The 15,539-nt window shown below is 38.9% G+C and carries 17 protein-coding genes and 1 tRNA gene; all 18 read right to left on the bottom strand.

Annotated features, from left to right (window positions below; genetic code table 11):
* Positions 1-10: 10 nt before the first annotated feature.
* Positions 11-949, bottom strand: coding sequence for a DUF2232 domain-containing protein (locus PaeCFBP13512_RS17015; RefSeq protein WP_069326398.1), 939 nt, complete (start codon positions 947-949; stop codon positions 11-13).
* A 105-nt stretch (positions 950-1,054) separates the two neighbouring features.
* The gene (locus PaeCFBP13512_RS17020) at positions 1,055-1,513 is read right to left on the bottom strand and encodes a CBS domain-containing protein (protein ID WP_069326397.1); all 459 of its coding nucleotides are present in this window, start codon (positions 1,511-1,513) and stop codon (positions 1,055-1,057) included.
* A 168-nt stretch (positions 1,514-1,681) separates the two neighbouring features.
* Positions 1,682-2,704, bottom strand: coding sequence for an LCP family protein (locus PaeCFBP13512_RS17025; protein WP_069326396.1), 1,023 nt, complete (start codon positions 2,702-2,704; stop codon positions 1,682-1,684).
* 225 nt (positions 2,705-2,929) lie between these two features.
* Positions 2,930-3,205 (bottom strand): 30S ribosomal protein S18, encoded by a 276-nt coding sequence (gene rpsR / locus PaeCFBP13512_RS17030; protein WP_069326395.1) that lies wholly within the window; start codon positions 3,203-3,205, stop codon positions 2,930-2,932.
* Positions 3,206-3,226: 21 nt separating this feature from the next.
* Complete coding sequence (gene ssb / locus PaeCFBP13512_RS17035) at positions 3,227-3,736, bottom strand: single-stranded DNA-binding protein (RefSeq protein ID WP_137224808.1); 510 nt, start codon at positions 3,734-3,736, stop codon at positions 3,227-3,229.
* Positions 3,737-3,775: 39 nt separating this feature from the next.
* A complete protein-coding gene (gene rpsF / locus PaeCFBP13512_RS17040) occupies positions 3,776-4,063 on the bottom strand; it encodes a 30S ribosomal protein S6 (protein ID WP_069326393.1) in 288 nt (95 codons plus the stop codon).
* A 232-nt stretch (positions 4,064-4,295) separates the two neighbouring features.
* Positions 4,296-4,387 (bottom strand) — tRNA-Ser (locus PaeCFBP13512_RS17045).
* A gap of 578 nt (positions 4,388-4,965) precedes the next feature.
* Positions 4,966-5,184 (bottom strand): DUF951 domain-containing protein, encoded by a 219-nt coding sequence (locus PaeCFBP13512_RS17050; protein ID WP_069326392.1) that lies wholly within the window; start codon positions 5,182-5,184, stop codon positions 4,966-4,968.
* 106 nt (positions 5,185-5,290) lie between these two features.
* Positions 5,291-6,319, bottom strand: coding sequence for a mechanosensitive ion channel family protein (locus PaeCFBP13512_RS17055; RefSeq protein ID WP_137224810.1), 1,029 nt, complete (start codon positions 6,317-6,319; stop codon positions 5,291-5,293).
* 12 nt (positions 6,320-6,331) lie between these two features.
* Positions 6,332-6,583, bottom strand: a complete 252-nt coding sequence (locus PaeCFBP13512_RS17060; protein ID WP_137224812.1) for a DUF3343 domain-containing protein — start codon at positions 6,581-6,583, stop codon at positions 6,332-6,334.
* 167 nt (positions 6,584-6,750) lie between these two features.
* Complete coding sequence (locus PaeCFBP13512_RS17065; RefSeq protein ID WP_137224814.1) at positions 6,751-7,263, bottom strand: DUF4446 family protein; 513 nt, start codon at positions 7,261-7,263, stop codon at positions 6,751-6,753.
* A gap of 96 nt (positions 7,264-7,359) precedes the next feature.
* The gene (locus tag PaeCFBP13512_RS17070; RefSeq protein WP_137224816.1) at positions 7,360-8,532 is read right to left on the bottom strand and encodes an aminotransferase class V-fold PLP-dependent enzyme; all 1,173 of its coding nucleotides are present in this window, start codon (positions 8,530-8,532) and stop codon (positions 7,360-7,362) included.
* A 16-nt stretch (positions 8,533-8,548) separates the two neighbouring features.
* Complete coding sequence (locus PaeCFBP13512_RS17075; RefSeq protein ID WP_069326387.1) at positions 8,549-9,397, bottom strand: ParB/RepB/Spo0J family partition protein; 849 nt, start codon at positions 9,395-9,397, stop codon at positions 8,549-8,551.
* Positions 9,390-10,151: a ParA family protein gene (locus tag PaeCFBP13512_RS17080; RefSeq protein ID WP_069326386.1), complete on the bottom strand. Its 762-nt coding sequence runs from the start codon at positions 10,149-10,151 to the stop codon at positions 9,390-9,392. Before PaeCFBP13512_RS17080 ends, PaeCFBP13512_RS17075 begins: the two co-directional genes overlap by 8 nt.
* A 60-nt stretch (positions 10,152-10,211) precedes the next feature.
* The gene (gene noc, locus PaeCFBP13512_RS17085) at positions 10,212-11,030 is read right to left on the bottom strand and encodes a nucleoid occlusion protein (protein ID WP_069326385.1); all 819 of its coding nucleotides are present in this window, start codon (positions 11,028-11,030) and stop codon (positions 10,212-10,214) included.
* 280 nt (positions 11,031-11,310) lie between these two features.
* On the bottom strand, positions 11,311-12,033 hold the full coding sequence (gene rsmG / locus PaeCFBP13512_RS17090) for a 16S rRNA (guanine(527)-N(7))-methyltransferase RsmG (RefSeq protein ID WP_137224818.1): 723 nt from the start codon (positions 12,031-12,033) through the stop codon (positions 11,311-11,313).
* A gap of 3 nt (positions 12,034-12,036) precedes the next feature.
* Positions 12,037-13,923 carry a tRNA uridine-5-carboxymethylaminomethyl(34) synthesis enzyme MnmG gene (gene mnmG, locus PaeCFBP13512_RS17095; protein ID WP_069326383.1) on the bottom strand — a complete coding sequence of 629 codons (1,887 nt, stop codon included), beginning with the start codon at positions 13,921-13,923 and terminating at the stop codon, positions 12,037-12,039.
* Positions 13,924-14,120: 197 nt separating this feature from the next.
* Positions 14,121-15,497 carry a tRNA uridine-5-carboxymethylaminomethyl(34) synthesis GTPase MnmE gene (gene mnmE, locus PaeCFBP13512_RS17100; protein ID WP_069326382.1) on the bottom strand — a complete coding sequence of 459 codons (1,377 nt, stop codon included), beginning with the start codon at positions 15,495-15,497 and terminating at the stop codon, positions 14,121-14,123.
* Positions 15,498-15,539: the final 42 nt, after the last annotated feature.

A 15,539-nucleotide genomic window follows, 5' to 3' on the forward strand; every position in this document is an offset into this window, starting at 1 on the left:
ATTCATCACCTTACCGTTTCGGTCTCGTAATATATTCGCGGAGCGGGAAAGCTAGATCGATAATACCAACAATCCGAAGTGGAGGAATCAATACCACCACTAGAGATAATAGAAACGGAAGAAACGAATTCCATTTCCGATGATGCGCCATAAAGAATACAAATCCGATCGTTTGGATCGTAAATGCAATATGTACCAGCGGCATAAAATTAAGCACAAACGCTGCCAATACACCTGTTATATTGCTAGCTACGAAATACTCTAAAAGTACAGCAAGCAAATAATACCAGATCAAAGAACGTGGTAATCTCCACTCACGCGCAGGTCTTAATTTAGAAACCGAATAATTCATACTTTCCAAAATTGGACGACAGATCGCATGGGTAATCACAACCATTGTAAATGAGCTGATAATCAATGCGAAAGGAATCATTTGTAGCGTATAGTTCCATAATCCACGCACAAATTCCGGTGAGAAAATATCAGCAATATCTGGATTGATATCTGCCATCGCTCGCATAGGAGCTACCGAGAATTCTACAATATCTTTAACGTAGACGGCGAGATTAAACTTATAAACGACAGTAGCAAAAATGAGCAATAGCAACATTTCTACAAGGGTGGTGATGCCTGTCGTAAATATAACTCGCAAAGCAGAAGCATTTTTCTTGTACAATCGTCCCATAACAATACCAGGTACCATAAAGAATATACCAAGTACCGCTACATAAATGCCTAACCTACCTTCCAGTTGAATCGCTACGATCATCGTAATCAACCAGATCGGAACCAGGTGCATAATAAATTGGCGCAGGTTTAGTGTCGAGTACAGCACGACTACAGGCACAATCAGAAAAAATATCGTTATAATGGATAATGAAGTTAATAAAGACAGCAACAGAAGCAAATAAGCTATACTCCATGCCACCGATGTCCAGCGCAATTTCAAAACATTCACCTCTTACCTACATGTTATTCAGCAATTAGCTAAAAAAGATTTACTCATCATTATAGCATAAACGCCAATAAACACACATCGATTTATCAATACTGCTTACGTAACTTTCATATTCTTAGCCATTCTTGATTTTTCAGGGCTATACTCCCCGCTACGTACAAATTGCTCACAATATTCTATAATCTGACTACGTCTAACAATACCGATAAAACGATTCATATCATCGACAACAGGTACAAAGTTCTGCACTTTTGCCAGATTGATCAAATCTTCCATATTGGCATCGATCGATACAGGTTTATTATCTTTTTGCAAAGGTACATCTGACATGAGAAATTTAGAAGCGTTCTCAAAAGTCACTTTACCTTCTGAATTTTTCATAAACCATAGCAGATCGCCTTCTGTAACTGTACCTGCGTAGCCTCCATCTTTATTCAACATAGGTACAGAAGTATAACGATGGTATTCCATTCTTTCAAGCGTCTGACGTAGTGTCGAATTAAGGGTGACACAAACGACCTCCTGCTTCGGTAGCAGAAAAAACGCAATATTCATGAAAAATCCTTCCTCTCATCATCTCAAAAACTCTAACATGATCTTATTCTAAATCCTTATTTCTTACTCCATACGTTTATGCTCAATCCTGTACAGTACGTAATAAGAAATACTTCGTTTCAGGATCCTCTTTTATTTTAAGCGATATCGCCGCTACAATAAAGCGAGTTAGTGAATCTGAGAGTCAGCAGGCTCAGCGGCTCTGTCTGCGGAATCCCTATTATTTATATCGGAATCAGAAGCGTCTGATTTCATCCATTCATTGATCAAATCGCGTGCTTCTTTAATTTCACTTTCACGTGGCACTTCGTAATAGACACCATCTACATATTCTCCATCGCCAGCAATCGTAAATGAAGTCACTTCAGGCTTACCACTACGCAGTATTTGACTCGCTAAGCCTGTAATCGTTTGTGGGCGCATATCTGTTTTGAAATTATTGCCCATGATAGTCAACAATTGAGGAATTTTTTCAATCTGGTTAAGTTGTATCGCTTGATCTGCTAAGGCTTGTAAAAAAATCTGCTGACGTTTGGTACGTCTAAAATCACTATCTTCTCGATAGCGTACATAATAAAGCGCATCCTGCCCTGTATAAATAGGCTTACCACCTTCTATGGTAAACTGCTCATGGTTAGGATCTTTATTGACGATATCTTCTTCTATCGGTAATTTTATGCCTCCTAAGGCATCTACAGAATCGATCAACCCTTGAAAGTTAATCGTTGCATAATAATTAAGCTTTTCATCCATTAGATTCTCAACCGTATCCATCGACATTTCGATACCGCCGAATGCATAAGCATGATTGATTTTATCTTTTTTGCCTTTGCCTACAATTTCTGTGTACGTATCACGCGGAATCGAGATCAATAACACTTTAGATTCCAACGGACGCATCACAGCAAAGATAAGGGTGTCTGAACGTGCTGTTTCGTTATCTCGCTGATCACTTCCGACCAATAACATCGAAAACGGCTCTGTCAGTACAGGAAGTTCTTCGGTGGCTTCTTGCTCGCCTCCAATTTGACGTACAGGTTGATAGGTCTGCTCTAATTGATCTTCAATACTGCCCGCTACGAACCAATCGAACATCAATGCAGAGATAGGTTTGCGTAACAGAAACAGGCTTCCAGCTACGACCACTAATGCAATTGCAGCTCCAATAGCTATTTTACGTTTTCTCGCCATTCATCCATTCCTCTTTTCAGACAGACCCGTATTATCATCATTAAACGTTTGATAACGACTATGACACAGGTTTATGGTTTTGCTCATTATACTTCAAAATACATTTTTACAACATAAAAAGCGCACAGGATCACATCTTCGAAATCCAGACATGATTCTGTACGCTATAGAAACAGACAAATCAACGATTTATCTGCATATATTTATAATAGTAATAAATATATACTACTCAGTTGTGTAAGGTAGCAATGCGATTTGACGAGAACGTTTAATCGCGATAGTCAACATACGTTGGTATTTTGCACTTGTACCTGTTACACGGCGTGGCAAAATTTTACCACGTTCGCTGATAAATTTACGAAGCAAGTCCGTATCTTTATAGTCGATGTGCTTAATTTTGTTTACAGTGAAAAAACATACTTTACGACGTTTGTTACGGCCACGGCGTCCACCTGGACGTCTGCCTTCTCCATCGCCGCTTTCGCGTCTATTGAAGCTCATATCATTCAGTCCTTTCTTTCATTAAAATGGCAAATCATCATCGGAAATATCTATCGGTTTACCGTCATCAGAGAATGGGTCCTGGTTATCTCGTGAGTTGTTGTTTCCATTATTACCATTATAGTTGCTACGGTTATTACTACCGCCGCCGCTATTGCTAGTATTATTAGAAGACTCTTCACGGGAAGATCCTCCACTGCCACCACCATCACGATTAGACTCAAGGAAACGAACATTATCAGCTATAACTTCAGTCACGTATACACGTTTTCCTTCATTATTCTCATAATTACGTACTTGAATTCGGCCTTCAACCGCAGTTAAGCGACCTTTTCGTAAATAGTTAGCACAAGTTTCAGCCAGTTGTCTCCAAGTGACGACCGGGATAAAGTCCGCTTCGCGCTCTCCACCTTGGCTCGTAAAAGGACGATCCACTGCTAATGTGAACTGGGTTACAGCTACACCAGCGGGTGTATAGCGAAGCTCCGGGTCTTTGGTTAACCGGCCGATTAAAATGACACGGTTTAGCAATCCAATCCCCTCCTCGAACGGTTATTACAGTTAAGCAGATTATTTAGTAACGTCAAGAGTAATGAGATAACGAATAACATCGTCAGAAATCTTCATAAGACGTTCTAGTTCAGCAACAACTTCTGGTGCTGATTGGAAGTTTACCAATACATAGATACCGTCACGAATTTTCTTGATCTCATACGCAAGACGACGTTTACCCATTACATCATGCTTTGTAATTTCGCCGCCGTTTGTGATGATGCCTTTGAACTTCTCAACAGCTGCATCTACAGCTTCTTGTTCCAGTTCAGGACGAAGAATGTACATCACTTCATAATTGCGCATAGTTTTCACCTCCTCTTGGACTAAGGCCCCTAATCAATGTCAGGAGCAAGGAACGAGCATAGACTCGAACTATATGATTATACCAAATTGTAGTACATGAATACAAGCTTTATTTTAAGAAAATATATTTATAGAAAAAATATGTGGTAGAAATTAAAAAAGCTCCATCGCAATTCTGCGACAGAGCTTAGTAAACAAATATGTAGGTTGCAAATATCATTGGGAAAAGAAGTGGCGGAGAGAGAGGGATTCGAACCCTCGCACGCCCTGAAGCGCCTAACTGATTTCGAGTCAGTCCCCTTATAACCTCTTGGGTACCTCTCCACGTCCGAGTTGACAACAGAATTGATTATACTCCATTATATTTGGGTTGGCAAGAATCGATTTCCCTTTACAGAACAGGATTTAACGCCTATATTGGTACCTGGTCATAATCTTATTTATACATATTCATTTGCGATATTCCTTGATAATTCATTCTGTACTATAACAGTTTTAGCTCACTCATTGCCATTAGGCAAAGCTTTATACAGTCTATGCATTTTTATGAATTTCAATGAATATAGCGTTATTCTCTCTGATTGTACGATTAATAGTATTAATTTACTTCTCCCTACTCCCTCATCCTAATCAGCTTGTTCCTTGTTAAAAGGAATGAAATAAACCCTCCACTCGTATGTTATTGTCCCTTTACTTGGATCTATTTAAGTCATTTGCTTCATAAAACTTGCCTTTGATCGCTGCCTGTTATATTCTACTAACTCATTGTGCAATCGATCATATCTGCTTATAAAGTTATACACAATCATGCTATACAGCAAATAAAAAAGGTTATCCACAGTGGATAACCTTTAAAATACTATTTTCTTCTTTGTTTTCTGTTGATAACTTATCTTTGCTTCTCACTCACTGGCTGGTTGTATTTCACTCTCAACCGATCGTAATACCTTTTTCATATTTTTCTCAAATTTGGCTCTAGGTACTAATACACTATGCTTGCATCCCACGCATTTTATACGGATATCCATCCCCATCCGTATAATCTCCATCTCATTACTTCCACAAGGATGTGGCTTTTTCATTTGCACAATATCGCCCAATTGAAAAACCTTACGTTCCATTTCTTCACCCTCCACATATCCTTATCATCATAACTTTCTCTATCGTACTACACTGTTATATTCTAGCAAACTTATCCACATGTTTATATTGTTTCAATCCTTCTTTTTATTGATCATTTGATATATTTTCATCGCGTTTGTCTTTGACTTGCGATTCAAGTTCTCCCTCACCTTGTAACGGTCGATCCGCTGCTTCTTGTTCTTTTGCTTTTTGAGCCTCTTCTTCTTGCTGTTTGGCTTCTAATAATAAGCGTTCTTCCTCTTCATGATCTAATGCTTTTTTCACAGCTGTTTGTACCGCACGCTCTACACCTGCTCTTGAGTTTGGCTGACACTCAGCAACAATCCGAATCGCATACTCTGCTGTTGTTAATGATTGAATCCCTAATACTTCTGGCATTTTCAACATTTCTGGATGATCGTCTTTCAATTCTTCTACAGCTTGTTTGACTAATTTCAATGCATCATCCATACTACGTTCTAATTTTAGAGGCACATCGACAACGGCTAATGAATTTGAAAGTGAAAAGTTGGTTACACTGATAATTGATCCGTTAGGAATAATGTTTACTTCACCATTCCAGCTCACCAGACGTGTTGTACGCAATCCGACCATCTGTACGGTTCCTTTATACAGTCCGACCTGAATGACATCACCTACAGCAAATTGATCTTCGAAAATAATAAAGAATCCTGTGATAATATCTTTTACAATACTTTGAGCACCAAAACTGATCGCTAGACCTGCTACACCGGCTCCTGTTAATAGCGGAGTCAGATTAAATCCGAATTCATTCAACACTAACATGATCATAATAAAGTTAAACACACTAGAAACTACATTTTTTAATAATTCGCCAATCGTAATAAATCGTCTGGGATTTGTTCTGAGTCTAGTTTTATCTTTCCCTTGCAAAGAACGCTCAATGACTTTGCTTATCACCTTGATAGCAATTTGAGTCAGTATAAAAATCAAAACGATACGAATACTGGAAAATAAAAACTGCCACCACATATCGGTATCGCTTGCCCATTTCCACAAGCCACTTGTAAATCCACTCACTTGATCTGTCGCTGATTCAGTTAATTGTTGAATATCCTGACCACCTGTTTGTTCACTTAAAAATCCTTTCATTCTTTCACCCTCCTATAACACAATCTGCTCATATGTCTGTTTTTGATATTTGAAAATGCCTCGAATATCTACTTGTTCTGTTTGGATAATTTCGCCCACTTCTGGCAAATCAGCTTCTGGAAACTGGATACATAATGCACAACCCGCTGTAATTTCTTTAGGTGTAGGGAACATATCATTTTCAATATCTGCATATTCTAGTAACATCTCCGCACGTAAAGCTTGCTGCGTAGAATCAAAAGCAATCACCAGTATACCATCCATCTTTTTCTTTACCCCCTTTTACAATCGATGTCCCTACCAATAACCCAACTTCTTTCTTAAAGCTTACACGTATCTGCCTATAGATACAAAATCGCCGCCATTCACAATAAGAGCTATGTTAGCATCTTGTTGTAAATGACGGCGTTTCTATCGTTTTTGAATCTAAATTATACTTTAGTTGATGCAGGTGATTTAGCAAGTTGAATGGCTTCTTTTTCTTCAGGAGACAGGTTGTAGGTAGATTCGCTTTTGACAATCGGTTTAGCATACATGTAAGAGCTATCTCGATTGTGAAGCCCTGTAAGAATAACACCGTCTGATTCATCATTAAGAATCGCTAATGAAAAACTAAGATCACTACCATGCTCCGAAAAAGCATTGTATCGTTTCATACCAATATGTGCCGGTACTTGACGCAAACGATTTTCGATCGCTTGAAAACGATCCCGTTTGTTTTGCTCATCATCTTCGATTGAATCCATTTGCAATTTTAAGTCTAGCAATAATGTTTCTAAGTTTTCTACTCCACTGCCTGCCATCATCTGATTGTACCGTTTGCGCATTTTGCTTAATTTGACTGCTTGCACAATAGCAATAATCAAGAAAATAATCATGATAATTGCTATACCTCCTACAAACAAATACAACTGTTCTGCTATCAGTCCATTCAATTCCGCCATCGTTGTCTGCTCTCCTCTTTCCTTCTTTTGTTGCTATTTATATTTTCTAATAAGCTTAGTTAGAACATTTTCTTATTCATCTACAACTACTTTGGCTCAAGTACGATCAATATATTGAATAGCTTCGATCAGTCGATCTATATCATTTACTGTTGATCGGTAGCCTACACTAGCACGTACTGCTCCTGTAGCAAGTGTTCCTGCTGCTATATGTGCCAGTGGAGTACAATGCATACCTGCGCGTACGGCTATACCAAATTCTCGATCTAAGCGAAAAGCGATCTCTGCACTGTCTTTATGCTCCATTATAAAAGATACAATACCTGTACGTTCTTTGCCAATTTCAGGTCCCAGTACATGTACACCCTGTATATTTAATAACTTTTTGATCATCATTTGAGTTAATATTTGTTCTTCTTCAGCGATTTTGGTAACAGAACGCTCCAGTACATAACGAGCTCCTGCTTGTAGACCTGCTATGCCCGGCGTATTGGGCGTTCCTGCTTCATAGCGATCAGGTCTTACATTCGGTTGGTTAATCTCTTCTGACTGGCTACCAGTGCCTCCATATATCCAAGGGTTCAGATCCATATCAGGAGCTATATACAATCCACCTGTTCCTTGCGGCCCAAGCAATCCTTTATGACCTGGAAAAGCAGCCATATCAATTTTCCATTGGGATAAATGTACAGGAATATGTCCTGCACTTTGAGCGATATCAACCAGTATTTTGGCACCGTGATCATGAGCTATACTCGACAATTCAGCAATTGGTAATATACTGCCTAACAGATTCGAACTATGATTACATACCAAAAGCCGCGTTCGCGGCGTAAAAGCTTGGTTAACTTCAGCTAAGTTGATCTCCCCTTGAGCATCAACAGCAATATAAGTAACTTCTATCCCTATACTGCGCTTAAGAGCTTCTAAAGGTCGACGTACCGAGTTGTGTTCTGTCATCGTAGAGATCACATGATCTCCTGCTTCTAGATAACCTTGAATAGCCATATTCAAAGCTACTGTAGTATTGGCTGTAAATGCAATATCTACAGGATTATGTACATCCAGAAGTTTGGATAATGTTTTGCGACATTGAAATAATTCACGACTAGCTTGAACAGCCATCCGATGACTACCTCGCCCGGGATTAGCTGAAGCTTGCTCCAAAGCATACAACAATGCTTGACTCACTTCAGGCGGCTTTGGAAAAGAAGTGGCTGCATGATCCAGATAAATGATCGGTTGAGTCTCCTGAGCTTGAGATGACAATATAACAGCCTCCCGTTTACAACTGATTTAGCATTTCTAACAGTCGCTCTAGATCTTGCTTGCTGTAATAGTTCAATTCAATTTTACCTTTGTCTTTTTGACTATGTTTGATTTTGACAGTCGTTTGAAAACGATCCCGTAAAGTCTCTTCTACATCCACCAGATAAGGATCTGATTTTTTGATTTTACTTTTAGCAGAATCATCTTTCTTTTTATCAAGGTTCTGTACAGCTTCTTCCAATTGACGTACATTCCATGATTGCTCTATCGCTTTATTAGCTAAAGCAATAATTATTTCTTGTTTTTTGACGCTGACTAATGATCGTGCATGTCCCATCGACAATGTTCCACGTGAAACATATTCTTTCACTTCATCAGGTAACGACAATAATCGTAAAAAGTTAGCGATATGTGAGCGTGATTTTCCCACTTTAGTCGCCAGTTCTTCTTGCGTCATTTTGAATTCTTCCATCAACGCTTGATAAGCAGTCGCTACTTCAAGTGCATTCAAGTTTTCACGTTGTACATTTTCAATCAATGCAATTTCCATTACTTGTTGATCAGTGAAACTACGAATAACTGTAGGAATCGTTTTTTTACCGGCGACTTCTGAAGCACGATAGCGGCGTTCGCCAGCGATAATTTCATATCCTTTTAGAACTTTACGCACAATAATGGGCTGAATAACACCATGCTGACTGATCGATTCTGCTAATTCTTGAATCGATTCATGATCAAAATTTTTGCGTGGTTGATACGGATTAGGACGTAATTCTTTTAAGTTAACTTCTACTATTTTATCGTCATCGCTGACAGACAATGAAGGAATCAATGCATCTAGCCCCTTACCAAGACGTTTACTCATAAGAAACCACTTCCTTTGCCAGCTCTAAGTAAACTTCTGCTCCTTTAGAACGAGGATCATACGTAATAATCGCTTTGCCATGTGAAGGTGCTTCACTCAAGCGAACATTACGCGGAATAATAGTCCGATATACTTTATCTTGGAAATATTTTTTTACTTCTTCGATCACTTGTATGCCCAGATTGGTACGAGCATCCAACATGGTTAACAATACGCCTTCAATCTGAAGATCTGTATTCAAATGTTTTTGTACCAAACGTACTGTATTCAATAGCTGACTTAGACCTTCAAGCGCATAATATTCACACTGGATTGGAATCAACACTGAATCTGCTGCTGTCAATGAATTAATCGTCAAAATGCCTAGCGATGGTGGACAATCGATCAGTACATAATCGTAATCATGCTTTACTTGACTGATTGCATTTTTCAAACGTAATTCTCGTGAAATAGCAGGCACTAATTCAACTTCTGCTCCTGCTAACTGAATCGTAGCCGGGATAATATGCAATCCTTCAACTGCTGTCGATTTGATCGTCTCTTTTGGCGGGACATCGTTGATAATAATATCGTAAATGCAGTTTTCGACATCTGCTTTGTTGATCCCTACTCCACTGGTTGTATTTCCTTGTGGATCAATATCGATCAGCAGAACACGTTTGCCCAGCGTGGCTAAACAAGCGCCTAGATTGACAGATGTAGTTGTTTTACCAACGCCACCTTTTTGATTCGCTATAGCTATAATTTTCGACAACTCATTCACCCCAGTGTATGAAATTCGCTTGATGATAACAAAAATTCACTTCATGTCCGATCAGCGTTTTGGTATCTTAATCACTATTTCATAATGGTCTTCGTGATCTTGTTCAGACGTATTGATCGCAAGCCCTGAACCAGACACAAGATCTATCGATTGACGAATCGTATTCAAAGCTAGACGTACATCTTTGGTATAAGAGATTCGTTTCGATTTTTTGACTGTTTTTGTTTTTTCTTTATAAAAAGCCACTCTGGCTTCTGTCTGCTTTACATTGAGTTCTTTCTCAATAATTTCGTTCAACACACGAAGCTGTAATTCTTCACTTCCAAGTGACAATAATGCTCTAGCATGTCTTTCTGTGACTTGGCGGGACATTAGGGCTTGTTTGATCACTTCAGGTAAATTCAATAACCGAATTTTGTTGGCAATCGTAGATTGGCTTTTGCCTAAACGTTGTGCCAGACTTTCCTGAGTAAGATCATGCAAATCAATCAATTTCTGATAAGCAAAAGCTTCTTCAATCGCAGTTAATCCTTCACGTTGCAGATTTTCAATTAAAGCAATAGAAGCTGCTTGTGAATCATTGAACTCACGAACAATCGCTGGAATCGTAGGCAGACCTAATTTGGTCACTGCTCGCCAACGTCGTTCACCTGCAATAATTTCATACTTTCCATTACGCATACGTACAACAATAGGCTGAATTACACCATGAGTTTTGATCGTCTGGCACAATTCTTCGATTTTGGCATCATCAAAAATAGTACGGGGTTGATACGGGCTGGTTGTGATATTAGCGACCGGTACCTGTTTGACTTCTTCCCCATTTGCGCGTTCAGTCAAGCCAAACAATTTGGAAAATTGTTCTTTCATTCGGTATAAGACCACCTAATCTCATGATAGCAACACCTGAAGCACAGGTGCACTTGATAATACGGATCGTACATTGATCTGTTTTCCTCATACTTCTATCTATTTATTTTAGCACTTTTCAAGTCATAATCCTATGATAGAACAACAAAAATTGTGACTAAAATTATAGCGTTCTATATTCAAACATAACAAAAAGTTGTATAGCGAATGTTCCACGTGAAACACTGCTATACAACTCTTTACGAACACTATAATAATGCTGATAAATGATAGATCAATATTAACCTAACGGCTCTTTCATCGGTGTACCTGCTTTACGCGGATATCTCGCTGGAGTCGCTGCTTCTTTGTTAATCAGAATAATATGACGATCTGATTCTTCAACAGGCAATTGGAAATGATGAACTTCACGAACTTTTCCTTTCAACAATCCTAGACTGCGAAAAGCATGCTGAATTTCTTCTGCCGGATCGATCCCTTTCATCGCTGCAAATGTACCGCCTGTTTTGACAAAAGGTAAGCAGAATTCATTCAGAACTGAAAGTTTAGCAACTGCTCTAGCCGTTACTAGATCATGATGATCACGATATCCTTCTTTTTGTCCCCACTCTTCTGCGCGTCCATGAATCAACTCGACATTTTGCAGTCCAAGACGATTCACAACACTTTGCAAAAATTGAATACGTTTATTGAGCGAATCAATAATCCGTAGCTGAATATGTGGGAATACGATTTTAAGTGGAATCCCTGGAAATCCAGCACCTGAGCCAATATCAGCAAGCGTCTGTATTTCATTGAGATCCATATAAAAAGCAAGTGAAATCGAATCATAGAAATGCTTGTTATACACTTGATCACGATCTGTGATTCCAGTCAAATTCATTTTTTCATTCCAGGTAATCAGCTCTTGATAATACCCTTCAAACTGCTCTAACTGTTGCTCATTAATTTCGATATTTTGTGCTGCTAACGTTTCTGTAAAATGCTGTTGAATTGAATCCATTTGTTACCCCCGTGCTGCGGTTACCCGATTATAGTGTTCCAGATATACAAGTAGAACTGAAATATCTGCTGGTGTTACGCCTGAGATCCGTGAAGCTTGTCCGATTGATAATGGACGGATTTTAGCCATTTTTTGTTGAGCTTCTGTAGCCAATCCTTTAACTTCTTCATAGACAATCGTTTCAGGCAATTTCTTTTGTTCCATCTTTTTCAGACGTTCCACATGCGATTGTTGTTTTTCAATATAACCTGCATATTTAATCTGAATCTCTACTTGTTCTTTCATATCTTCTGTCAAAGGCTCTGGCGAAGGCGATACAGCTTCAATAATGCTATACGATACTTCTGGACGACGAAGAACGGTCAAAAGATCCACACCATTTTGTAGTGCTGATGAATCTACTGTTGCTAACAGTTCATTGATCTCAACAGGTTTTACTTTTGTTTTGCTAAGACGTTTAACTTCTTGGTCTACTTTAGCTTTTTTGTCCAAAAATCTCTGATAACGCTCTTCTTTAATCAGACCAATCTCATGTCCAATATCAGTTAAACGCATATCTGCATTATCATGACGAAGCAATAAGCGATATTCTGCACGAGAAGTCAGTAAACGGTAAGGTTCATTTGTTCCTTTAGTCACCAGGTCATCAATCAATACACCGATATAACCTTGCGAACGATCCAATACCACGCCTTCTTTACCTTGTGCTTTGCGCGCAGCATTGATTCCAGCCATAATCCCTTGACCTGCTGCTTCTTCATAACCAGAAGTACCATTAATTTGTCCAGCTGTGAATAAGCCCGGCATTTTTTTAGTTTCTAACGTTGGCCACAATTGTGTAGGCACCATTGCATCATACTCGATCGCATATCCGTTACGCATCATTTCTACTTTTTCCAATCCCGGAATTGAGCGCAATACTTGCAATTGTACTTCTTCAGGTAAGCTAGTAGATAGACCTTGTACATAATATTCAGATGTGTTTTTGCCTTCAGGTTCTAAGAAAATTTGATGCTTCGGTTTGTCGCTAAAACGAACAATCTTATCTTCAATAGATGGGCAATAACGAGGTCCTGTACCTTCGATCATTCCAGAGAACATCGGTGCACGGTGAAGATTGTCACTGATGATCTGGTGCGTTTCTAGAGAAGTATATGTTAACCAGCAAGGCATTTGCTCATTGCTTGATGACTCTGTTTCATAAGAGAAAAATTTAACTTTATCATCGCCTGGTTGAATTTCAGTTTTAGAAAAGTCGATACTGTCACGATGAACACGTGGAGGCGTACCTGTTTTAAAACGAACCAATTCAAATCCTAGCTCTTTCAAATGCTCCGATAATTTGATTGAAGGTTGTTGATTATTTGGGCCACTTTCATAAGCCAATTCGCCCATAATCACTTTACCACGTAAATACGTGCCTGTTGTTAAAACAATCGATTTAGCTTTGTATGTTGTACCTGTTTTGGTGATTACTCCTGTACAATGGCCATCTTCCACGATCAGACGCTCTACCATCCCTTGACGCAACGTCAAATTCGGTTCTTCTTCCATCGTTTCTTTCATTGTATGCTGATAAGAAAACTTATCTGCTTGTGCACGTAGAGCATGTACAGCAGGACCTTTAGCTGTATTTAACATCCGCATTTGAATAAACGTTTTATCGATATTGCGTCCCATTTCGCCGCCAAGTGCATCGATTTCACGTACCACATGCCCTTTAGCCGGACCACCTATAGAAGGATTACATGGCATAAATGCCACCATATCCAGATTGATCGTAATCATCAATGTACTGCATCCCATACGTGCTGCTGCTAGTGCTGATTCACAACCTGCATGCCCTGCACCGATTACAATAACATCATATTCTCCACCCATATATGTCATGGAGTGTACCTCCTCTATATTTCAAGCCATACAGACTTCCTGCATAACTAAACATTATATTATTTATCGCTCAAGTCATCATCATTCATGTTCAAGCCTACACTCAAGTATATCGTAAAACAACTGTACTCATGTGATAAAATTACAAATTTAACGCAATTTTTAAATGTTTATTTTTCAAACCGCAGTATCACGACTTATTTTCCCAGACAAAATTGAGAGAAAATTTGATCAATTAATGAATCTGGAGCGGAATCCCCAATAATTTCACCTAATTGCTCCCATGCTAGACGAACATCAATCTGAATCAAATCGATTGGTATCATGTCATCAGAAGCTTGATAAGCATCTTGTAATGAACGCTTCGCTTGCTTCAACAATGCAATATGACGAACATTACTTACATACGTCAGATCAGCCGACTCTAATTTACCACCAAAAAATAAATTCGAAATCGCTTCTTCCAATTTATCGATCCCTTTTTGATCTTTAACAGACATCGTAACAATACTTTCTTTCGGGAAATACTCTTCCAACTTCACAAGATCCAATTGGCGATACAGATCCATTTTATTCACAATAATAATCACTTGGCGATCTTTAATCTGTTCCAGTAATTGAATTTCATCTTCATGTAAAGCTTCATTATGATTAAGCACCAACAAGATAAGATCGGCATCATTTACAGCTGTACGTGAACGTTCAACCCCAATTTTTTCCACGACATCAATCGTTTCTCGAATACCTGCTGTATCTAATAATTTCAAAGGAATATTATTGATCGTCACAAATTCTTCGATCACATCGCGAGTCGTTCCTGGAATATCTGTAACGATCGCACGGTTGTCTTGCGCTAACGTATTCAAAAGCGAAGATTTACCTACATTTGGACGCCCTACAATCGCAGTAGTGATTCCTTCACGTAGAATCTTGCCTTCATTGGCAGTACGTAATAACTCATCAATGCCATTCATCACTTCTAATGATTTTTGCTTAATAAAATCAGAAGTTACCGATTCTACATCATGTTCAGGATAATCGATATTCACTTCAATATGAGCGACCATTTCAATCAATATTTGTTGCAATGGCTTAATTTGACGTGACAATTTCCCTTCCACCTGACGCAGTGCAACCGAGAAAGCTTTATCTGACTTCGAACGAATCAAATCAATAACACCTTCTGCTTGCGACAAATCGATCCGTCCATTTAAAAAAGCACGTTTGGTAAATTCGCCTGGTTCTGCAATCCGAATCTGTTGTTGTAATAATAGTTCCATCAGGCGACGTACAGATACTACCCCACCATGAGAACTAATCTCTACTACATCTTCGGTTGTAAATGAACGAGGTGCACGCATAATTGTTACCAATACTTCTTCCATCTTTTCGCCTGAATCTGGATCAATAATATAACCGTAATGCACAGTATGACTATCCGCATCCACTAATGATTGTTTACCTCGAAAAAGTTGATCTACTTCCGTAATCGACTGTGGTCCACTGACACGAATAACTGCTATCCCGGCTTCTCCGACAGCAGTAGATATAGCAGCAATAGTATCACTTATCATAATAAAGATTCCCCTTCTTTCTTGAAGATCATGAATGAACAT

Source organism: Paenibacillus sp. CFBP13512, assembly GCF_005233705.1.
In the GTDB taxonomy this organism is placed as follows: domain Bacteria; phylum Bacillota; class Bacilli; order Paenibacillales; family Paenibacillaceae; genus Saccharibacillus; species Saccharibacillus nuruki.